Below are 18,871 nucleotides of genomic sequence, written 5' to 3'. Positions count from 1 at the left end.
AGCTGCCGTCAAGCAAATCTTTACAGTGTAAAAATTGCGGTTATAACGAGTCGCATGGCAAGAACATCGCGAGAAACCAGAACGATCCGTCCCGCCGCAAGGCGCAGCGCGGCGAAACCTGTAACGGAGAGGCCGGCGAGCCGGCGTCGCCGTTCGGCCGGCGAGCCCCCTTATCACCACGGCGATCTGCATGACGCTTTGCTCGCTGCAGCGGAGCGGGTGCTGGAACGCGAGGGGCTGCCGGGCCTGACGCTGCGGGCGGTCGCGCGCGAGGCTGGCGTGTCGCATGCCGCGCCGACCCATCATTTCGGCGATCTCACCGGGCTCCTGAGCGAACTTGCTGCCATCGGATTTCGGCGCTTCAATGAGGCGATGATCGCGGCGGGCAATACCGAAACACTCCCGCTGATGAAGGCGATGGCGCGCGCCAAGGCCTATGTCGCCTATGCGCAGGCGCGCCCCGGCATGTACGGGCTGATGTTCCGTACCGAGCGGCTCGACATGACGCGGCCGTCGCTGCACGAGGCAGCTACGGCCTCATTCCAGGGGCTGGCGACCGCGGTGAGCCTCAGCCGCAACGAGAAGCTGACCGGCGAGGTGCTGGAGGCGCTGACACTGGACCGGGCCGCCGCGATCGCACGCGCGTGGTCGCTGGTGCACGGCTTCACCACGCTGCTGCTTGACGGAAGGCTCAAGGATATCCTGCACCGGCTACCCGAGGGGACGGGCGTCGACCAGCTTCTGGACGCGATGCTGCGTTCGACAGTGCCGCGACCGCCGGGACCATAGGACGCCGGCTTTGCGGGAGTTCGTTGCGGGCGTAACGTAGCTGCGCGGCGACGATGCGTGTGGCGTGCCGCTCAGCAGCCCCTGCAAATCTTGGTTTGCCGCGCGAGCCTTGCGTCGGCTTCCGCGTCTTCGTTGGGCTGACGTGTCCATTCGTCGTAGCGCGCTCTGGCGTCCGATCTCGGTGCGGCTTCGTTCAGCGGGCCAAGGATGATCTCGCGATTGCGGGCTGTCCTCCGCTTCGGCTTGGTTGCCCCGGCTTGTTCACCGTCTGCCGTCGGTGGTTCACCTAACCCGTCCCAGGCAATCGGCGCGCCCGCGGTCTGCGTCGAGCAGCCAGTTCCGGAGGCGCAGCAGCCGGAGAGGGCGATGCCGGCGATGAGGAGTGCCAGGAGTTTTACGTGCATCGCTGCCCCGGGTGATGCGGTGAAATAACAAGGTCTGACAAGGTTCAAGCACTCAAGCCTGAAGCTTTGACGTTAATGCGGCAAGAAAGCGCCAGACTGCGTCTACCATTACCGCTTTGCCAATTCCACCGCGCGGCCGCGTTCGCCAATCACCTTCACTTCGTCCTTGCCGCACTTGAAATCACGCGCAAATTCGTCCGCGGCCTGGCGGGCAAGCTCGTTGGGATTGCGGTTGGCCTGGCCGTCGATATAGGCGACGTGGCAGACCGGCCCGGGCGGCAGCCGCGTCACGGCGAGCATCGGTTTCGTGATCGGGCTTCCGGTCTTGTCCAGGTCGTTGTTGTCGGCGATCAGCCAGCGCTGAATGATCGCGAACGGCCTGCCGTCGACCGCCCGCCATTCGACGGTGTGGCCGGTCGAATTGAAAGGGCCGAACCATGCCTCCGCGGCCGGCTCCTTGGCGGCGGTCTCGCGGTTTCGCCCGACCGAGACGGTTTCACGCAGGTCGCCCTCGCTGATCAGCACCACCAACCCCGATTTACCGGGGCAGACCTGCGTCGTGCTGCCGTCGGCTTCGGGCTTGCCAACCGTTTGGCAGTCCTTTGGCGCGGTCGACGTGTAGCTGCTGCCGAATGTTTGGGCGTTGGCCAGTGAAATCAGGCCAGATGCCGCGGCGAAGAGCGCCATGGCGGCCGGCACGGCGAGCTGTCGATGGGAGGCGCGTTTCATCTGGACTTTCTTGTGTGGAACCTTTGGGGGTAGACAGTGCAATCTGGGGAAGGTTCAAGGCGAATGTGCGAAACACCTGACATTGCCGCGGAATCGTCCTAGAAGGGCGGCTTCGCAATTCCTTGTTTTCTCGAGCGTGCATCATTCAGTCGTCATGCCTTCCATACCGTCGAACAAGCCCTATCGCGTCGGCCGCTCCCGCACTGGACTTGGCCTTTTCGCCACCAAGCCGATCAAGAAGGGCACCAAGATCATCCGCTACTTCGGGCCGCTTCTTGATTCGAAAAAGAAAGAAGAAGACGCGATCGAGAACAAATATCTGTTCGAACTGAACGACCGCTGGACCATCGACGGCTCGGTGCGCAAGAACATCGCCCGCTATATCAACCATTCCTGCAAGCCGAACGCCGAATCCGACGTCAAGCCTCGCAAGCGCAAGGTGTTCATTCGCGCCATCAAGAACATCGAGCCGGGCGAGGAGATCAATTACGATTACGGCACCGACTATTTCAAAGCCTATCTGAAGCCGATCGGCTGCAAATGCGCCTCTTGCGAAAAGAAGCGCAAGAAGAAGCGCGCTGAGGCCCGGGCGGAGAAGGCACGGCTGAAGGCCAAGGCCGAGCGCAAGGCGCTGAAGCAGGCGGAGAAGCTGGCCAAGGCGGAAGCAAAGGATAAATTGAAGGCAGAGGCTGAGCGGAAGTCGAAGAAGCTCAACGGCCATTCACTGAACGGCAAGCATCTGAACGGCAGCAGCCGTGTCAGAGGCATCGGCAAGAAGCCCGCCAGCCGGAAACGGCCAGCCTCCGCGCCAGCGCCGGCCCTTCAGGCATAGCCCTTATCCGCCGGGCTTGCGCACCGATTTCGGCAGCGACGAATCGCCGAAGTCGACCGCGGATCGTTGGACGATAGTACCTGTTTCGTCGACCACGACGCGAAACCGCCGGTGTGCGGACAGGAAGGTCAGCCGATGCCGGCCAAAGTCGGCATCGACGCCGCGCTCGGCAAAGCTCGTGATCCTGCCCGCCCGCATCTCCTTCTGAAGGAGCGGCAGCGCAAGGCCGAGGCCTTCAGCGACGATAACGGCATCAATCTGCACGGTGCCATTCTCGAATTCGATCGGTTTCATGTGCAGGCCCTGATGCTTCTCTATGGGCTTCATGCGGTCACCTGACTGCGTCTGGGCTGCGCGGGGTAGGCGCATTCCGCCAGCGTCGTGGCATCGAGCTCGCGCATGAAGGCTTCGCGGGCGGCAGCCAGCTTCGCTTTCAGCCGGCAGCGCGGCTTCAGCACGCAACTACCGCCATCCTCGCGAAAACATTCGACCAGCGGCGGCCCCTCCAGCGCACGCACCACCTCGCCGATGGTGATCGACTGGGCCGGGCGGGCCAGCATGAAGCCGCCGCCGACGCCGCGCTGGGTCGAGATGAAACCGCTGTCGGAGAGGTCACGAACCACCTTGGCCAGATGATTGCGCGAAATGCCGAACTCGGCCGCGATCTCATTGGTGGCGAAGGAACGGCCGGGCTCGCCCGCCAGCCGCATCAGGGCGCGCAACGCAAAATCCGTGAACGACGTCAGGCGCATGGGGCCCTCTCAAAAGATCCGCTTGCAAACCATCTATAGCCGTCTAAATAGGTATTTGAAATACCTATTTAAGGGCAGGCGAAATGGAAGCGATCGTGGCAGGGCCGGAGCGGCGCGAACGGCTCATGGCCGAAATCATGGAACGAACCGGAATTGACGAGGCGATGATCGAGCGCCTGGTGCGCGGCTTCTACGTCAAGGTCCGCGAGGACGCGGTGCTCGGGCCGATCTTCGACGCGCGCATCAGGGATTGGGAGCCGCATCTGAAGCAGATGTGCGCATTCTGGTCGTCCGTTGCGCTGATGACCGGCCGGTACCACGGTACGCCGATGGCCAAGCATCTGCCATTGCCGGTCGACGCCGCGCATTTCGACCGCTGGCTCGCGCTGTTCGAGGCCACCGCGCGCGAGATATGCCCGCCGGAGGCGGAAGCGCATTTCGTGGAACGGGCGCGGCGGATTGCGGCGAGCCTCGAGCTTGGCATCGCCGGCGCCAACGGCATCATGCTCGCGAACGGTGAAAGATTTCGGCGCAATCAGGCAGGAGCAGTGTGATGGCTTATCGTGCACATATCTTGACGAACAAGGAGCAGGCTGATCCGTATTCGGGCAGCAGCCTTGTGCCGATGCTGGTCATCGGGCTGGTGCTGACTTTTGCCGGAATGATTGCGGCGGTGGTGTTGAGCTGACGCGCTCCCGCGCGTCATTCCGGGGCGATGCGAAAGCATCGAACTATGGTGCGCAATTGCGCACCAGAGAATCTCGCGATTCCGGGTCTGGTGCTTACGCACCATCCCGGAATGACAATGACGACTTACGCCGCCACCGTCGCACCACTCTTGCGCAGTCCAATATACTGCAGCTCGGCAAACACGCCGGTTGCAATCGCCTGCGCCACGATGAAGACCTGACCGAGCAGGTTCGGCGACACCGCGCCCGAGAAAAGTAGCGCAATGCTGCCCAGCGTCCACGCGGCGTTACCGATGATCACGAACAACACCAGCGCCTTCATCACCGTCGACCTCGTCGCCAGCCAGCCGACCAGCGCGGTATAGGCGATCAGGAAAAGCCCGGTTTCGCGCAACAAGACTTCCGGCAAATTGAGGAACGGCGCGAGCGCGCCGGCGCCGAGCGTTAGCGCCACAGCGGCGACGCCGCTGAAGGCGGCGTCGGCGAGCAGGGCGCGGCTCAGGAAGGTGGACGGATGGATCATGACGTTCTCCTTTGCTTGGGAATGGACGGGGCAGCGATCAGCGTTGCAGCAGCGACCGGAGCTGACGCATCAGCCGCACCGGGCAGAGCGCCTTGCCGACCCTGTTCTCGATCGCCTGCACCTGCACGAACACGAACATGCCGGTGTCGTGCACCAGGGGCTCGGGCATGTTCAGGGAGCGTGCCACGAGCCAGGTGACCAGATTGCGTACCCAGGGGATCATGGCGGCGACGAAGGCGACGAAGTGGAACAGCGAAAGCATCAGCATGGGTCATCTCCTGTGCTCCCAAAAATGACCCGGCCCGCGGCCCGTTTCGATTACCTTGGACGTAAGAAAGCAGAGTGTTCGGAGACGTCCTAAGATGTTTGATGGTGTTCGCACACGCTCAGAAGTGCTTGAAAAGTAGGGGTTTCCGCGTACATTCATGTTCGTCACTGTTTGTTCTCATTCGCGTCCAGCCGCCGACTTTGTTGGTATTTTTGTTGGTATCGGAAGAACAAACGTCGCGGCACAATTCCGATCTTCCGAGACGCGAGAATCGAAGCAGATGGCACGCAGTCAGGTTGGCGAGCACGCGAACCCCGAGCAGATCAGGACCGACGTCGAGTGTCGCGCCGCCAAACCGAAATTCGAGAACGGTGCTTGGACCGCCACCAAGATTTCTGACGTGACAGGCGGCGGTCTCTATCTCTTCATCAAGCCGGACCTGAACAGGCCGGGCAAAGCCGCCTCCAAGCTCTGGCAGATGGCCTATCGCTTTCACGGCCGACAGAAGACCTACTCCATCGGGCCTTACGGCGATGGCAACGACGGCACCTTCTCACTCGCCACTGCACGTCAGAAGCGCGACGCCGCAAAGGCGCTGCTCGCCCAAAACCCACCAGTCGATCCCTCCGTCGAAAAGCAATTCGAAAGACATCGTCAGGCGGCCGAACGCCCTCTCGGCGTGTGGATCGATGAATGGCTCGCAGAGAAGAAGATCGAGAAGATCAAGCGCGGCAGACTTGTCACAGTTCGCAGTCCTGAAACCATCGCGCTGCTCGAAAGATGGGCTGGTTATCTGAAGGGTCGTTTCGGCAAGCTCTATCGGAAAGACATCAAGCGCCCCGACGTTCTCGCTTTCTTTCGGGCGATGCAGGCTGAAGGCAGACTAGAGACCCGTGACCGAGTTCACAGTATCGGTTCGCAAGTTTGCGACTACGCTGACCTCGAAGGGGATGGCTATAATCCGTTCCGTGCCTGCAAGATGCAGCTTATTGTCAATGTCTCGACGCCGCGGCCCGGCGTCACCGATCCGCAGGATGTGGTTCGCCTGTTCAGGCTGATCATGCCGACATGGGCAAAGGCCAGATTTGGCGACGTGGTCGGTGATGCCCTTCGGCTCGATGCACTGACCATTCCGCGCCCCGGCATGATCAACAACATGGAATGGTCAGAGGTCGACTGGGATACCGAACGGTGGACTATTCCTGCTGCTAAGATGAAGACCGGCTGGGATCATGTTGTGCCGCTGTCGCGACAAGCCCTCGCTATCCTGCGACGCGTGCGGAAAATCACCGGCAATCGGCGCTACGTGTTCGCTTGTGCCGAAGATGCACCCTTGTCCGGTAGAACGCTCTGTTGTCGGCTGCGTGCGCTCGGCATCGACACCAAGACCGAACATTGCGCCCATGGCTTCCGGACTACGTTCTCGACCCTTTGTCACCATGAGGAGATCAAGGAAGCCAAGGCATGGGATGGCGACGTCATCGAGTTGCAACTTGCGCATCTCGAAAGTGACTCGGTAAAGGCGATCTACAAGCGGCACGGACCGCTGGCCCTGATCGGCTCGCGCACCAAGCTGATGCAGCATTGGGCTGACCGGATCGATAGCTTTGCCTGTCCAAAAAAGATTGTGCCGATCAAGGCAATCCTTGAAAGCTGCGCGAACTAGCTAGAGCGCCTTCATGTACTCGGCTCAATGCGAGGGAGGGTCATATGATAGGCGTCGATGGAATCGGCATCGACCATGGTCTGGCCCTCCATTTTGTAGGCGATGATCTTTCCCTTCTTGATCAGCTTGTAGGCCTTGGTCCGGCCGAAACCGCCCCGCTCCAACGCCTTTTTCAACGGAATCAGGTTCCGCTTCTGGCGGGGCTCATCCGTCATCGTCATCGATCCCTCCTGTGCTCGGCTGTTCATCCTTCTCCGCCGCCGCAATTGCATCAAAATCGGCGGTCTTGCGTACAGCTAGCGGCGGCGTGCTTCGGAACCGCGCGCGCCTGACATCCACCCCTGTGAATGTCGTTCTCGACACCAGGTTGGGGACCGCAGATTAGAACGGGTGGCACGGAAGAAGGCTCTGCGTCGATTCATTCAATCACGGCGTTCGCTCGTCTCTCCAGTGAAAGCCAAGAAAGCTTCGAGTATTATGGGACAGCTGAAAGAGCCGAGGATCATTGTGGGCCGGTGAGATCGGAGAAGAACACAGGGATCATTTTCCGGTGACTGGCTTTCCGCGTCATCTTTTGGTGTGACCAATTTTGCTGAAGCGTATCAAGCCGTCGCCTTTGTTGCTTTAGCTCGCTCAAGTTTGGCCATGATGGACTGGACAGGCCCTGCGGTTGCGCTAGCTGGCTGCTGTTGTATCACGTGAAGATGTGATTGCGGAGAGATGGCCATACATTGCGCGTGGTGGTTCACGGGCGGAGAATTCGCGCACGGTTGTGTTTGGGAAAGCCAATGCTGAAGGTGCTGGCGGTCTGAGGGTTCGGCCAATCGACGGTCTATGCTGCAGTTTAGTCAAGCAGGCGCGTTCGGAATGTGCGTTGATAGATGAGGGAAAGTAGGCGGATTTTGATTCCGCCATTCGGAGCTTCGGTCCCTCCCGCCCCAGCCAGCACTTAAGCTGCTGAGTTCGCTATGTAAGCAGCTCAATTTCGGCCAATTTTTTTTGCCCGTTTGGAAACGGAGCTTCTGAAGCTCGGTCCAGAATCGAACTAAGCGGCGTCGCGTATCACATTGACCATATTGGCAGATTCGTACTTAACTGCGACTTAACCATCGTCGTTCTAGTATCGTATCGACCTTCTGCTGGTCACGTCTTTACGTAAAGCCGTTGCTGGTTCATCCAGCGACGGCTTGTTTATGGGGCGCTACTCGATGAACTATCAGGCTTTCAGCGATGCCAGCATCGTGATGATGTATGAGGGCGTTCGCGGCGCGCTCGCCGCTGATGACGAAAAAAAAGCTCGCGGCGAAGAACCTCAATTTCGAGTTCGAGAAACGCAGGATTGGAAAAATCATGCTGCTGATCTCGAAGTTGAGATGATCAGGCGAGGACTGTCATTGAACATTATCGACTGGTCCGGCAATCAGGCAGAGCTGCCGCTATAAATGCCGATGAGTGCATGTGCGGGTCCTACGAGCAACGGACATGGCGCGGAGTAGCTGTGACCTCCGAAGATGACCCCAAACGAAATGCCGCCGCAGCTTCTGCGTGACCACTGTCAGGGGATGAACGGACTTGTGTCAGACACTCGTTCCAAGTAGGCGGTGCGGACGCTTTGGAGACTGGAGTTTGGCCGAAAGCGTTCATCGCTAGAAACGAAGGCGTTTTCCGATCGGCAGGCGGTGTGGGGATCAATTCGTAGAGGAGCGATAGAAACCCGCGCGGCAGCTCACCCCGGTGGCTGTGCCTGACAGTTTCCCACCGTACAGCTGATAGGGAGCGACATTTGTTCCTCTTTGGATGCGTTCGATGTCGAGATGGTCTCCGCCGGCGATCTGTGAATTCGCAAGGCATTGGTCAGCCCATTTTTAGTAACGTGAATCCGAGCGCGCCAGGAAAAGCAGAAGGGCAGCGCCCACGGAGAAACTGGGCTCGCTCCTTCCAATTCTAATCTTGGGAGACGACGAGAACTCCTCCGCAGGGTGCGTCATCGAAGGCAACGATGTGACCGGAGTCGGACTAGAAGCCTCACAAGCGATTGTGAAAGCTAATGGACTCTGCTTGCGGGGTTCCGTCTGCGGTTGCTTCCATGTGAGCAAGATTTCCTAGCGGCTCGTGAATTTCCGAGGCTGGGCTCTTCCCGGCGCGGTGGCGATACACCTCGCTGTCTCTCCCGTATCACGTCGGAACCGGAATCTTCCGGGCGTGGCGCTGGAATACAGGTACGCCTAGTGGCCTCTTCTAGCACGCGGATGCGAGTCGTGACGTGAGGCCTCAGGCTAAATACGCTGAAATCCCAAGTCGATTCAGCCTAAATCTCATCCCGCTTTTGGGTGCTAAGGTCATGCTGCTATTCGGCAGACCGCTGACGCGAGAGTGTGAACCTCCTCAATTGTATTATAGTAATGCGGCGAAGCGCGAACGATATCCGGAAGCTTTCTCCACGTCGCGTCCAATGGTGTACTTGTTGGTGGGGAGACCGACACATTGATTTGTTCTGTTGCAAGACGACGCATGACCTCGCGTGCGCCCGCGTTGCCAAGAGTGAACGACACGATTGAAGCGCGACGTTCCCCGAGGTCATGAATTGACAATCCAGGAACTGCGGTGAGCAAGGTGCGCAACTCCTCCGCAAGCAGACGACAACGCCGTTCGATCTTATCGATGCCGACCGAAAGTGCGTAATCGACAGCTATCCCAAGGCCAAGTCGCGTCGCGTAATTCGCTTCCCATGTTTCGAATCTCCGCGCGTCGGATCTGAGTTCATAGCCCTGCGGTCCAACCCACGGTGCTCCGAACAGGTCGATCATGGCCGGTTCGACATCTTTCAGAAAATCATGACGAATGTATAGAAAGCCTGTCCCGCGTGGACCGCGCAAGAACTTTCGGCCTGTTGCAGTGAGCATATCGCAGCGAAGTGCAGAGACATCGATCGGCATCTGTCCAACCGCCTGGCAAGCGTCAAGTAAGTACGGAATACCATGTGCTCGCGCGATCCGTCCCACGGCTTCAGCCGGATTCACGAGGCCGCCATTGGTCGGCACCCACGTGATAGCGATCAGTCGCACATGCGCATCGATCATGCGCTCGAGCGCCTCCGGGTCGAGAACATGATTTGCATCGTCGGGTATGATCTCGACCCGGGCGCCGGTGCGACGTGCTACCTGCAAGAAGGCGACATAGTTGGCCGCAAATTCCGCGGAGGTCGTGAGAATGCGGTCGCCCGGGCCAAAGCGTAGCGAATAAAAGGCGCGCTGCCATGCCAGCGTGGCGTTCTCAGCCAGCGCGATCTCTTCCCGTTCAGAGCCGACGAGTCGGGCGACGCTGTCGTATACGAGCTCAAGGCGAGAAATGCTTTCGGCGCTTGCCTCATATCCACCAATTTCGGCTTCGCGCTGCAGGTACTCGATCATGCCCCCGACAACCGGCTTCGGCATCAATGCAGCGCCTGCATTGTTGAAATGAATTCGATTTGCGACGCCGGGTGTATCACTTCGCAAGCGATGGACGTCGGAATCGGAAAGATCCGCGAATCCTGTATGGCTCGTCGACTGCTGCACCAGAGGTCACTTTCTTTAACGGCCTGCTTGAGCCCGGTTGAGCACACGATGCTCTTCGATCATCAGGAAATCCTTTGAATCGTAACTGGAGCTTGAGGCCCAAACCAGTCGTTTTGGAGTGAACAACGCCCAATTCTGCCGTGGAATGGCTCAAGGTTTGCGGTAATCACCATCGGCTCCCGGCAGAGTATGAACCGATACAACGGTAATCCTTTGCCAGGAGGACGAATTGGGAGCGCCCCTGAAACCTGTCAAGGCTGCATCGACGGACCCGTCCGGCCATCTTCGACCGATCCTGCTGCGTGCGTCGCGCGGCCTAAGCCGAATTCCTTGGTGGTGCGACCGAAGCGCAGGTGATGAGCCTCTGCGCCTGCTTCGAGCCTGTCCGCGTTACGCTCCTACCCGCCTAATTTCGCTGCCGCGCACAGCCGAGCGGCTAGGCGTAGGCGAGATCTGGATCAAGGACGAGACACAGCGGCTCGATATCGGGAGTTTCAAAGGGCTCGGAGGAGCCTACGCTGTGCTGAAGCTCGCCATGAAATATGTCGAGAGACAGACGGGGCGTACGATTCTGCCGGCGGAGTTGCTGGAACCTGGGATACGCTCCATTCTTGCGGGGCTTACATTTTCCTGCGCTTCGGACGGCAATCATGGCCGCTCAGTGTCGGCCGGAGCGAGGCTCGTCGGAGCGCGGGCCATCGTGTATCTCCACGAAGGCGTGAGCGACGAGCGAGCCGCCCACATCTCCCGGCTTGGTGCTGCGATCGTACGTGTTGCCGGAGACTATCACGATTCCGTCGAGGCTGCGGCGAAAGCTGCCTCGCAGGATAGTTGGATTGCTGTCCCGGATACAGTCGGCCCAGGAGAGGATGAGACCGCCTGCACGTTTGTGGTCCAGGGGTATGCAATCTTGATCGACGAAATCATTGCAGCGACTGCGGGAGAACCAACGCCCTTCACACATGTTCTGGTCCAAGCTGGTGTCGGAGGGCTTGCAGCGAGCGTGTTCGGGCATGGCTTGGCGCGAGGTCTATTCGCACCCGAGACCCATCTGTGGATCGTAGAGCCAGAACGGTCGGCATGTCTTTACGAGAGCGCTCGCGCGGAGAGGCCGGTACGTCTTCCGCCAGGGCCGCCTACGAACATGGCCATGCTCGAGTGCCAGAGCCCGTCGTTGCTCGTCTGGCCCATTATCGATTCCTTGGCCACAGGCTTCCTCACGGTCACCGACGAACAAGCCGCAGATGCGGTTCGTCTGCTCAACGCCGGCGAGTCTGACGACGCGCTTCGCGTTGGTGAGTCGGGAGCGGCGGGATTGGCCGGTCTCATCAGAGCGGCGGGCGAGGATCGAGACAGGCTTGCGCTTGACCGGTTCTCGAGAGTCCTCCTGTTCGCGACCGAAGGCCCCACCGACCTTTCGGTCTGGAGCGGAAGGCGTTAGGCAGCGGCAAGGAATGCTCGGCGTCTGCTCAGGAGACGTCGAGATTGATGCGAGTAGTGAACTTGACCGTCTGCATCGCAACGAACGTAGTGAACGACTTTATATTCTTGTCGGGAAAAAACGCCCTTTCAGTGAAAGCTCCGTACTCCTCCATCGAACCCGTATTAACGACCAATATGAAATCGGCCGACCCGGTCACATAGTAACACTGTGTGACTTCGGGATAAGCGCTCATTCGGTTCTTGAAGGTGTCGAGAAGGGCGAGATGCTCCTGTTCGAGAGCAACTAGTACAATCGATGTCACGCGTGTCCCCGCCACCGACGGAGAGACGATCGACACGTCGGACATGATTGCGCCGCTCTCGCGCAGCCGCCGTAGTCGGCGTAGGCAAGAAGTCGGCGACAGACCTACGCGCTCCGCAAGCTCTTCGGAGGTCTGCTGGTTATTCTCCTGCAGCAACATCAGCAACTTGAGATCGAGACGATCCAGATCCGCGCGTGTGATGGCCAATTAAGAGCCCCTCAAAATTGCCGTTATCCGGCACGCAAACCCGCGAAAATGGCGAATTCCGTCGCGGCGGTGTCACATTATATGCATGAGGAGTGCCTGAGCAAGTATCATCAGCACTGTAAGGGAGGACAGCCATGGTCGACATCGTAAGGCGCAGACTTCTTCAGGGCACCGCGTTGGTTGGAGGCCTTGCGGCGACCCGCTCGCTGTTTCCCGCTCCGGCGATCGCTCAAATTCCGAAAGGCACCGGTCAAGTTGTCGTCTACGACGGCGGCGGATCCTGGGGTGAGGCAAAGCGGATAGCCTACTTCGAGCCTTTCGAGCGCGAGACCGGCATCAAAGTGATCGCGCAACCTCGCACCGATACGGGAGCTGCGCGCGCGAGCGTTCTCGCGGGAGCGCCTCGCTATGACGTGATGATCTTGCCGGGTGGTAAGGCGCCGACTTTCGAACGGGACAATCTGTTGGTTCCTATCGATTACGGCTATTTCGACAAGGCCGACCTCGATGCGTTTAGTCCCATCAAAGTCGGCAAGTTCACGGTACCGGCAATCGTCTATTCGCTATTCATCGCGTACGACTCGTCGAAATTTACGTCCAACGCGCCGAACTCTTGGGCGGACGTATGGGATGTTCAGAAATTCGCAGGGCGCCGTTCTTTAATGGCGGGTACGTGGGCCTCCGACGGCGGCACGTTCGAGGCAGCGCTGTTGGCGGACGGTGTTGAGCCATCTAAGCTCTATCCTTTGGACTGGGATCGTGCGTTCAAGAGCCTCGCGCGTATCAAGCCCAACATTGTGAAATGGTGGAATACGGGTGCCGAAGCGCCTCAACTTATCATCGACAAGTTGATCACAGCCGGCAGCGCCTGGAACGGTCGAGTTTCCGCCGCCAACGAGCAGGGCGCGAAGATAGGCTACACCTGGAATCAAGGCATGCTGCAATACGATTGCTGGGTCGTGTTGAAAGGAGCGAAAAACGCGGACAATGCCTTCAAGTTCCTCGCCTTCTCGGCTCGCGCCGAAAATCAGGCGAAGTTCGTTCAGCATATCCTGTATGCACCCCCGAATTCGCGGGCCTTCGAATTTATCCCGCCACAACGGGCCAAGCTTCTGCCCACGTCGTCAGATGCGCGCAAACAACAGTTCGTTCAGGACTATGAGTTCTGGAACGCGCCAGGTGCTGGCGGGCGCGCGAACAACGAAATTGCCGTTGCTCAGTGGGAGCGATGGCTCGCGGGTGCGCGGTAGGATCGCGATGTCGAATCCGAGCGTAACGATATCACCAACCCGGAGGTGGCCAATTGGGCGGGATAGGCTCACTCCCGTCCTATTGCTCCTTCCGATTGTGGTGCTGTTCGCGTTCGGTTATCTGATGCCGCTGTCGCAGCTCATGCTCAAGAGTCTCCAATCGGATGGTAGTTGGTCCCTCAAGAGCTATGGCGAAATCGCGAGCTCGTCCTCATTCTTCTGGATCGTTCTGAGGACGCTCACGCTTGCCTTGACCGTGACCATCATTTGCCTGGTCGTGGCATATCCGCTGGCCTATGCGATCTCTCGATGTTCGCAGAGAGTGGCGACGCTCTTGCTCTTCATCGTCACGCTTCCGTACCTCACTAGCGTTCTCATCCGCACATATGCCTGGATCGTGTTGCTCAGCCCCAGTGGGCCGATAAACAAAATGCTTCTCGGGCTGGGCGCTATTTCCGAGCCGCTTCAGATGGTGTTCAATTCCGTCGGAGTCTATATCGGGATGGTCCAGGTCCAGCTTCCGCTAATGGTATTTCCGTTGTATGCGGCGCTGACGCGAGTCAACCCGAATTTGACCAAGGCCGCGCAGAGCCTGGGAAGTCCGCCGACCGATGCGTTCCTCCGCGTTACGCTTCCGGCATCGATGCCGGGGCTGGTCAGTGGATGTACGCTCGTTTTCCTCTCCTGCCTGGGCTTCTATATTACGCCGGAGCTTTTGGGAGGTCCGGACGACTACCTCATCGCGCAGGGTATCAGCCTCAGGGTCCTGATCCTCGGGAATTTTAACGAGGCGGCTGCTCAATCCTCGCTGCTTCTGCTCGCCGTGATCGTCATCTTTCTCGTATTCCGACGCCGGATTGCAGAAGAGCTAGACGATCGTTCGCGATCGGATGACGTCGGTGCATCGAGCGCCCTTGCTTCCGGGTTTGCCGTGAGCCGACCTCTCGTGGAGCGCATCTCAACGCTGTCGCACGGTGCCTCTTTGCATCTACATGAACTCCTCTCGAGCATTCGGAAGCCATTGCTCTACTCCTGTGCCGGATTTGCGCTTCTGCTGCTCGTTCTCCCGTTCGCGGTGGTCATTCCGCTGGCGTTCAGTGATGCGCCTTATCTGACGTTTCCGCCTCCAGCCTATTCGCTACGGTGGTTCTCCCGGCTGTTCAACAATACCCAATGGGTGGATGCGCTGAGCTTTAGCTTGAGCTGGGCTGGCCTGTCGGCGCTCTTGAGCGTCGCTGTTGGCGTTCCGGCGGCGTTCGCATTGGTCCGTCATCGCTTTTTGGGACGGCTTCCGATCTACCTTCTTCTGATCTCGCCGCTTATCGTTCCACATGTGGTCATGGCCGTGTCGCTCTTCTTTGCGCTTGCGGGCTCTCCGCTGATCGGCTCCCCGATAGCATTCGTCCTCAGCTACACAATGATCGGGGCGCCATATGCCGTCGTTGTCATGATAGCCGGACTGAAGCGGTTCGACCGTACCCTCGAGCGAGCGGCGTCAAGCCTTGGTGCGAGCCCGGTAACGACCCTGCGCACCGTGACTCTGCCTCTCTTGTTTCCCACGCTCGCTAGCGCGGCGATATTCGCCTTCATTGTGGGCTTCGATGACGTGGTATTTGGCCTTTTTCTAAGCGGGCCATCCGCTACGCCGTTGCCTATGCGGATGTGGGACAACATCCGTCTGGAGATCAGTCCGCAGATCGCGGTGATCGCTGTATTGTTCTTGGCCATGCTGGTTATTCTCTGTCTCCTGCGTCTCTTTGTCGGAGCGGCCATTGAAGGGCGCCGGACGCAAGCCGGAGGCCGAACTTGACCATGGTGTGGTTTGGACGTGCCAGGTCGCATTGGAAGAGCCCCGGGGGGTGACCTCGCGGCGCACTCGCAAACTGAGCTGAGAGAGCCGATCATGCTCTTCTTGATGAATGCATCGGATGGACATCGAACCATACGGTTTGGCGGCGTCGGACGGTTCTGGATACCCAAAGGCTTGTCGGAGGACTGTGCATGAATCGCGATCTCACCTTCTCTATCGGTGAGTACAGGCGGCGGTTGCTCGCAGTACAGGAGCTGATGGCCGATCGCAGGCTCGATTGCGTGATTCTCGACGAACCGGAGATGATGGCTTGGTTGTCGGGGTATACCGTTTCTGAGAATCTCTGGCGTGCATGCGTCGCTCCGGCCTTGGGAGAACCGTTCCTTTTGGTTCGCAAGCTCGATATGCCGCCGGCACGTCAGCGGAGCTGGATGGAAGATATCGTCGGCTTTGGCGACTGGGACGATCCGCTGGTCGCCTTGGTGGATGCGTTACGGGACAGAAAGCTTACTCACAAGCACATCGGCGTCGAATTCCAGTCGAATTCGTTTACTGTTCAGCGCTACCAGAGTCTTCGCGAGCTCCTGCCTGACTCCGACTTCTGCGATCTTGAACGATCCGCATGGAATCTCCGACGGTGCAAGTCGTCCGAGGAGATCGCGCATATGAGGCGTGCAGGTACGCTCCTGGACGCCGCTCTCCAAACGACGGTCAGGGAGGTCGGGCGTGGAAAAAGCCAGCGTGACGTCGCGGCGGTGGCCGCAAGCGCGTACTACAAGCTCGGGTTTGACGATGGCTTCGTCGGCCCGTTGAATGTCGGGTCCGGCTGGGACTCTCTACACGGATTTCTGGAAGAGCGACCTCTGGTCGACGGCGACATCGTTCACATCGAGCTCTTGCCTCGCCTGCGCTTCTATACCGTGCGCATCATGCGCTCTGTCATCGTGGGACGCGCGACAGATGAGCAGAACGCCGCTGCGGAAAAGTTGATCTCACTACAGGACCAGCAGATCGCTGGGCTTCGTCCTGGAGCGCTCGCCGCTGACGTCGATCGCATTGTGCGGGAGGGTGTTGTGGCGGCTGGTCTGCGTAGCACCTACGACAATATTACCGGCTATACGCTCGGAGTGACGCCTCTCGTCTCCCAGCATACGAGCGATCTACATCGCTGTTTCACACCGCGCTCGGATTGGGTGATTGAGGAGGGGATGGTCTTCCACATGTATACCTCAGCGGCAGGTCTTGCGATGAGTGATTCCGTCGTGGTGACCAAAAGCGGCGGCGAACGGCTCACTAAAGCGCCCCGTCAGATCTTCGAAACGGACGCAAAATGACGATCATTGCAGCGATGACCGCCGAACATTCGGCCACGACGCCTCTCTCGGCAAAAAAGCAACGCGGCGCAGTGTCAGTCGACGCGATCACCAAGATGTTCGGCTCGGTCAAAGCGGTCGACGGCGTGTCGTTGTCAGTGCAACCTGGCGAGTTCGTGGCGCTGCTCGGCGCCAGTGGATCGGGTAAGTCCACGCTGCTCATGATGATTGCCGGTTTCGAGGCTCCTTCTTCCGGCGATATCAAGCTTGACGGTGTCCGGATCAACGATGTGCCAGGACATCGCCGCGGCTTCGGAATGGTGTTCCAGAATTATGCACTTTTCCCGCACATGACAGTTGCCGAGAACATTGCGTATCCTCTTCGCAGACGGGGCATGAGCGGTCGCGATGCCGAGCGTGAAGTCACGAAGGCGTTGAAGCTGGTCGCGCTTGACGGTTACGGTGCGCGGCTTCCAAGCCAGCTTTCGGGAGGGCAGCAGCAGCGTGTCGCGCTAGCCCGCGCATTGGTGTTCCGTCCACCCCTTCTGTTGATGGACGAGCCACTCGGGGCTCTGGATCGAAAGCTTCGACAACAGCTCCAGATGGAGATCAAGCTAATCCATAAAGAGGTAGGGAGCACGATAATCTTCGTCACTCACGATCAGGAAGAGGCGCTGTCCATGGCCGATCGCGTAGCCGTCCTGGAGCGCGGCCGCCTGCAGCAGTTCGGATCGCCTCGGGATCTGTACGAGGAGCCGGCTACGGCCTTCGTCGCCGATTTCATCGGCGAGATGAACTTCTTGCCGGCGGAGTTACGTCGATCCGGTCAGATTGTTGGGGTGACTGCGCCTGACCTTGGGCTGCTACTCGACCTGCGGAAGGATCAGGTGCTCGCTCAGGACGATCGCGGTCTGCTCGCGGTTCGTCCCGAATTTGTTCGTTTAGAGACTGACGACGATGCCACAGCGACGGTGCTGGAATCCGCATACACTGGCACGAACCAGAGCGTTCTGGTGCAAGTCGGAGAGCTTAGGCTGACGGCGCGGACTCCGGTCAATCCGGGGCGGCCATTATTCCAATCCGGTCAGCGGGTCCGCGTTTCGATTGAGGCTGCGCATACCCGCGTATTTCCAGCCGCGCGTTAACCTCCGATCGTCCTCTTTGGTGTGCAGGAGCTACTCGAAATGACTCGGAACGCCGCGATCGCGCGCGCGAGAGACCATCTCGATTCTGGAGGCTTCGAGGCTGTGCTGTCGCGCCTCGTAGCCATTCCTTCCGAGAGTCAGAACCCCGAGCGAAAACTGCAGATAGTCGATTATCTCAACGAGCTCCGGCGCATCTTTGAAGATTTCGGCTGCGACTGCCGGGTCTTGACCGTTGCCGACGCTCATTTTCTATAAGCCGAGCGCATAGAAGATCGAGAATTGCTGACGGTGCTTGGGTATGGCCACGGTGATGTGGTTTGGGGTCAGGACGATTGCTGGAGCAAGGGGATGTCACCGTGGCTTCTCGTCGAGGCCGATGAATGCTGGTATGGACGGGGGTGTCGCAGACAATAAGGGGCAGCATGCCATCAATATTGCCGGCCTTCGCGCCATCGTCGAGACGAGAGGTCGGCTAGGATTCAACGTAAAGTATCTCATCGAGATGGGAGAAGAGATCGACTCGCCGGGCCTCCGCGAACTATGTACGACTCACAAGGAGCTCCTGTCTGAGGATCTTCTCGTTGCGTCCGACGGGCCGCGGCTGTCTGAGCATCGGCCCACCATATTCCTGGGTTCGCGGGGATCTCTCACGTTCGACATTTCCATCAAGGCGCGCGCGAGCGCATACCATTCGGGCAATTGGGGTGGTTTGCTGTCTGATCCCGCAATCCAGATTGCGCATGCGTTGACGACGATCGTCTTTCCGACCGGCCGCATTCTGATTCCAGAATGGATTCCAAGCGAGTTGCACTGAAATCCGTACGGCGGGTGCTCGCTAATTGTGTCGTTGACGGGGGACTCGGAGGACCCGAGGTCGACCCGGGTTGGGGCGAACCGGGACTGAGCCCAGCAGAGCAGGTGTATGGCTGGTGCTCGTTCGATGTTCTCGCCATGAGGTCGGGAAACCCGGACGCACCGGTCAACGCCACTTCTCCGAGTGCCTGGGCCCGCTGTCAGCTCCGCTTCGTCGTCGGCGTCGATCATGAGGATATTTTGCCAGGGCTTCGGCGACACTTCGCCAGACATGGTCTCGACGCGGTTCAGTGTGTCGAGCCAGTCTGGGAAACCCTCTTCTGCGCGGCAGGCGTGGCGGGCCACTATAGCAGCTTCCTTTCGGTGAGATTAGCAGCGG

General features: G+C 59.2%; 22 protein-coding genes. 12 read left to right on the top strand and 10 right to left on the bottom strand.

All coding sequences use genetic code 11. The features are described from left to right. Positions 1-54: 54 nt before the first annotated feature. The gene (locus LMTR13_RS27575; RefSeq protein WP_065730521.1) at positions 55-789 is read left to right on the top strand and encodes a TetR/AcrR family transcriptional regulator; all 735 of its coding nucleotides are present in this window, start codon (positions 55-57) and stop codon (positions 787-789) included. A 71-nt stretch (positions 790-860) separates the two neighbouring features. On the opposite strand, the gene LMTR13_RS27570 is transcribed toward LMTR13_RS27575, so the two are convergent. After that, positions 861-1,193, bottom strand: a complete 333-nt coding sequence (locus LMTR13_RS27570; RefSeq protein ID WP_065730520.1) for a hypothetical protein — start codon at positions 1,191-1,193, stop codon at positions 861-863. Positions 1,194-1,301: 108 nt separating this feature from the next. Continuing rightward, positions 1,302-1,880: a hypothetical protein gene (locus LMTR13_RS27565; RefSeq protein WP_156796040.1), complete on the bottom strand. Its 579-nt coding sequence runs from the start codon at positions 1,878-1,880 to the stop codon at positions 1,302-1,304. Between the two features lie 196 nt (positions 1,881-2,076). On the opposite strand from LMTR13_RS27565, the gene LMTR13_RS27560 reads away from it, so the two are divergent. Beyond that, a complete protein-coding gene (locus LMTR13_RS27560; protein ID WP_065730518.1) occupies positions 2,077-2,754 on the top strand; it encodes an SET domain-containing protein in 678 nt (225 codons plus the stop codon). A 3-nt stretch (positions 2,755-2,757) separates the two neighbouring features. On the opposite strand, the gene LMTR13_RS27555 is transcribed toward LMTR13_RS27560, so the two are convergent. Further along, positions 2,758-3,081: a DUF6522 family protein gene (locus LMTR13_RS27555; protein WP_236843173.1), complete on the bottom strand. Its 324-nt coding sequence runs from the start codon at positions 3,079-3,081 to the stop codon at positions 2,758-2,760. After that, the gene (locus LMTR13_RS27550; RefSeq protein WP_065730517.1) at positions 3,078-3,506 is read right to left on the bottom strand and encodes an RrF2 family transcriptional regulator; all 429 of its coding nucleotides are present in this window, start codon (positions 3,504-3,506) and stop codon (positions 3,078-3,080) included. Before LMTR13_RS27550 ends, LMTR13_RS27555 begins: the two co-directional genes overlap by 4 nt. 83 nt (positions 3,507-3,589) lie before the next feature. Here LMTR13_RS27550 and LMTR13_RS27545 point away from each other — a divergent pair, with 83 nt between their 5' ends. Continuing rightward, entirely contained in the window at positions 3,590-4,060 is a 471-nt protein-coding gene (locus tag LMTR13_RS27545) for a group III truncated hemoglobin (RefSeq protein WP_065730516.1), read from the top strand. After that, the gene (locus LMTR13_RS43205; protein ID WP_257784721.1) at positions 4,060-4,194 is read left to right on the top strand and encodes a hypothetical protein; all 135 of its coding nucleotides are present in this window, start codon (positions 4,060-4,062) and stop codon (positions 4,192-4,194) included. The genes LMTR13_RS27545 and LMTR13_RS43205 overlap by 1 nt, the downstream gene beginning before the upstream one ends. 125 nt (positions 4,195-4,319) lie before the next feature. Here LMTR13_RS43205 and LMTR13_RS27540 read toward each other — a convergent pair whose 3' ends face one another. Both LMTR13_RS27540 and LMTR13_RS27535 read right to left on the bottom strand, forming a co-directional pair. Next, positions 4,320-4,718 (bottom strand): hypothetical protein, encoded by a 399-nt coding sequence (locus LMTR13_RS27540; RefSeq protein ID WP_065730515.1) that lies wholly within the window; start codon positions 4,716-4,718, stop codon positions 4,320-4,322. Between the two features lie 37 nt (positions 4,719-4,755). Beyond that, complete coding sequence (locus LMTR13_RS27535) at positions 4,756-4,986, bottom strand: hypothetical protein (RefSeq protein WP_065730514.1); 231 nt, start codon at positions 4,984-4,986, stop codon at positions 4,756-4,758. Between the two features lie 280 nt (positions 4,987-5,266). Here LMTR13_RS27535 and LMTR13_RS27530 point away from each other — a divergent pair, with 280 nt between their 5' ends. Further along, entirely contained in the window at positions 5,267-6,652 is a 1,386-nt protein-coding gene (locus LMTR13_RS27530; protein WP_065730513.1) for a tyrosine-type recombinase/integrase, read from the top strand. An 11-nt stretch (positions 6,653-6,663) separates the two neighbouring features. Here the strand turns inward: LMTR13_RS27530 and LMTR13_RS27525 are convergent, their stop codons facing one another. Continuing rightward, the gene (locus tag LMTR13_RS27525) at positions 6,664-6,873 is read right to left on the bottom strand and encodes a MerR family transcriptional regulator (protein ID WP_065733015.1); all 210 of its coding nucleotides are present in this window, start codon (positions 6,871-6,873) and stop codon (positions 6,664-6,666) included. 987 nt (positions 6,874-7,860) lie between these two features. Between LMTR13_RS27525 and LMTR13_RS39970 the strand changes: the two genes are divergently transcribed. Next, entirely contained in the window at positions 7,861-8,094 is a 234-nt protein-coding gene (locus LMTR13_RS39970; RefSeq protein ID WP_083219509.1) for a hypothetical protein, read from the top strand. Between the two features lie 897 nt (positions 8,095-8,991). On the opposite strand, the gene LMTR13_RS27520 is transcribed toward LMTR13_RS39970, so the two are convergent. After that, a complete protein-coding gene (locus LMTR13_RS27520) occupies positions 8,992-10,209 on the bottom strand; it encodes an aminotransferase class V-fold PLP-dependent enzyme (RefSeq protein WP_065730512.1) in 1,218 nt (405 codons plus the stop codon). A 229-nt stretch (positions 10,210-10,438) separates the two neighbouring features. Here LMTR13_RS27520 and LMTR13_RS27515 point away from each other — a divergent pair, with 229 nt between their 5' ends. Beyond that, on the top strand, positions 10,439-11,650 hold the full coding sequence (locus LMTR13_RS27515) for a diaminopropionate ammonia-lyase (protein WP_197520929.1): 1,212 nt from the start codon (positions 10,439-10,441) through the stop codon (positions 11,648-11,650). Between the two features lie 28 nt (positions 11,651-11,678). Here LMTR13_RS27515 and LMTR13_RS27510 read toward each other — a convergent pair whose 3' ends face one another. Beyond that, on the bottom strand, positions 11,679-12,161 hold the full coding sequence (locus tag LMTR13_RS27510) for an Lrp/AsnC family transcriptional regulator (RefSeq protein WP_083219260.1): 483 nt from the start codon (positions 12,159-12,161) through the stop codon (positions 11,679-11,681). 134 nt (positions 12,162-12,295) lie between these two features. Between LMTR13_RS27510 and LMTR13_RS27505 the strand changes: the two genes are divergently transcribed. The 4 genes from LMTR13_RS27505 to LMTR13_RS27490 all read left to right on the top strand — a co-directional run bounded on the left by LMTR13_RS27505 (position 12,296) and on the right by LMTR13_RS27490 (position 17,679). Further along, positions 12,296-13,411: a polyamine ABC transporter substrate-binding protein gene (locus LMTR13_RS27505; RefSeq protein WP_083219259.1), complete on the top strand. Its 1,116-nt coding sequence runs from the start codon at positions 12,296-12,298 to the stop codon at positions 13,409-13,411. 100 nt (positions 13,412-13,511) lie between these two features. Then, positions 13,512-15,221 (top strand): ABC transporter permease subunit, encoded by a 1,710-nt coding sequence (locus tag LMTR13_RS27500; protein WP_197520928.1) that lies wholly within the window; start codon positions 13,512-13,514, stop codon positions 15,219-15,221. A gap of 191 nt (positions 15,222-15,412) precedes the next feature. Next, a complete protein-coding gene (locus LMTR13_RS27495; RefSeq protein WP_065730510.1) occupies positions 15,413-16,555 on the top strand; it encodes a M24 family metallopeptidase in 1,143 nt (380 codons plus the stop codon). Then, a complete protein-coding gene (locus tag LMTR13_RS27490) occupies positions 16,552-17,679 on the top strand; it encodes an ABC transporter ATP-binding protein (protein ID WP_065730509.1) in 1,128 nt (375 codons plus the stop codon). Before LMTR13_RS27495 ends, LMTR13_RS27490 begins: the two co-directional genes overlap by 4 nt. Before the next feature lie 30 nt (positions 17,680-17,709). Here LMTR13_RS27490 and LMTR13_RS43905 read toward each other — a convergent pair whose 3' ends face one another. Continuing rightward, on the bottom strand, positions 17,710-17,925 hold the full coding sequence (locus tag LMTR13_RS43905; protein ID WP_065730508.1) for a hypothetical protein: 216 nt from the start codon (positions 17,923-17,925) through the stop codon (positions 17,710-17,712). Between the two features lie 52 nt (positions 17,926-17,977). On the opposite strand from LMTR13_RS43905, the gene LMTR13_RS43900 reads away from it, so the two are divergent. Next, positions 17,978-18,493 (top strand): hypothetical protein, encoded by a 516-nt coding sequence (locus LMTR13_RS43900; RefSeq protein ID WP_065730507.1) that lies wholly within the window; start codon positions 17,978-17,980, stop codon positions 18,491-18,493. Positions 18,494-18,871: the final 378 nt, after the last annotated feature.

Origin of the sequence: Bradyrhizobium icense (assembly GCF_001693385.1) — a bacterium.
GTDB lineage: Bacteria > Pseudomonadota > Alphaproteobacteria > Rhizobiales > Xanthobacteraceae > Bradyrhizobium > Bradyrhizobium icense.
Note: the sequence above shows the minus strand (reverse complement) of the source record. Positions and strands in the feature narration are given on the sequence as shown.

What these genes read in the sequence shown, in the direction of transcription:
- LMTR13_RS27575 (WP_065730521.1), top strand. Translation starts at nt 55, where the DNA reads ATGGCAAGAACATCGCGAGAAACCAGAACGATCCGTCCCGCCGCAAGG.
- LMTR13_RS27570 (WP_065730520.1), bottom strand. Translation starts at nt 1,193, where the DNA reads ATGCACGTAAAACTCCTGGCACTCCTCATCGCCGGCATCGCCCTCTCC.
- LMTR13_RS27565 (WP_156796040.1), bottom strand. Translation starts at nt 1,880, where the DNA reads ATGGCGCTCTTCGCCGCGGCATCTGGCCTGATTTCACTGGCCAACGCC.
- LMTR13_RS27560 (WP_065730518.1), top strand. Translation starts at nt 2,077, where the DNA reads ATGCCTTCCATACCGTCGAACAAGCCCTATCGCGTCGGCCGCTCCCGC.
- LMTR13_RS27555 (WP_236843173.1), bottom strand. Translation starts at nt 3,081, where the DNA reads ATGAAGCCCATAGAGAAGCATCAGGGCCTGCACATGAAACCGATCGAA.
- LMTR13_RS27550 (WP_065730517.1), bottom strand. Translation starts at nt 3,506, where the DNA reads ATGCGCCTGACGTCGTTCACGGATTTTGCGTTGCGCGCCCTGATGCGG.
- LMTR13_RS27545 (WP_065730516.1), top strand. Translation starts at nt 3,590, where the DNA reads ATGGAAGCGATCGTGGCAGGGCCGGAGCGGCGCGAACGGCTCATGGCC.
- LMTR13_RS43205 (WP_257784721.1), top strand. Translation starts at nt 4,060, where the DNA reads ATGGCTTATCGTGCACATATCTTGACGAACAAGGAGCAGGCTGATCCG.
- LMTR13_RS27540 (WP_065730515.1), bottom strand. Translation starts at nt 4,718, where the DNA reads ATGATCCATCCGTCCACCTTCCTGAGCCGCGCCCTGCTCGCCGACGCC.
- LMTR13_RS27535 (WP_065730514.1), bottom strand. Translation starts at nt 4,986, where the DNA reads ATGCTGATGCTTTCGCTGTTCCACTTCGTCGCCTTCGTCGCCGCCATG.
- LMTR13_RS27530 (WP_065730513.1), top strand. Translation starts at nt 5,267, where the DNA reads ATGGCACGCAGTCAGGTTGGCGAGCACGCGAACCCCGAGCAGATCAGG.
- LMTR13_RS27525 (WP_065733015.1), bottom strand. Translation starts at nt 6,873, where the DNA reads ATGACGATGACGGATGAGCCCCGCCAGAAGCGGAACCTGATTCCGTTG.
- LMTR13_RS39970 (WP_083219509.1), top strand. Translation starts at nt 7,861, where the DNA reads ATGAACTATCAGGCTTTCAGCGATGCCAGCATCGTGATGATGTATGAG.
- LMTR13_RS27505 (WP_083219259.1), top strand. Translation starts at nt 12,296, where the DNA reads ATGGTCGACATCGTAAGGCGCAGACTTCTTCAGGGCACCGCGTTGGTT.
- LMTR13_RS27495 (WP_065730510.1), top strand. Translation starts at nt 15,413, where the DNA reads ATGAATCGCGATCTCACCTTCTCTATCGGTGAGTACAGGCGGCGGTTG.
- LMTR13_RS27490 (WP_065730509.1), top strand. Translation starts at nt 16,552, where the DNA reads ATGACGATCATTGCAGCGATGACCGCCGAACATTCGGCCACGACGCCT.
- LMTR13_RS43905 (WP_065730508.1), bottom strand. Translation starts at nt 17,925, where the DNA reads ATGAGCGTCGGCAACGGTCAAGACCCGGCAGTCGCAGCCGAAATCTTC.
- LMTR13_RS43900 (WP_065730507.1), top strand. Translation starts at nt 17,978, where the DNA reads ATGGCCACGGTGATGTGGTTTGGGGTCAGGACGATTGCTGGAGCAAGG.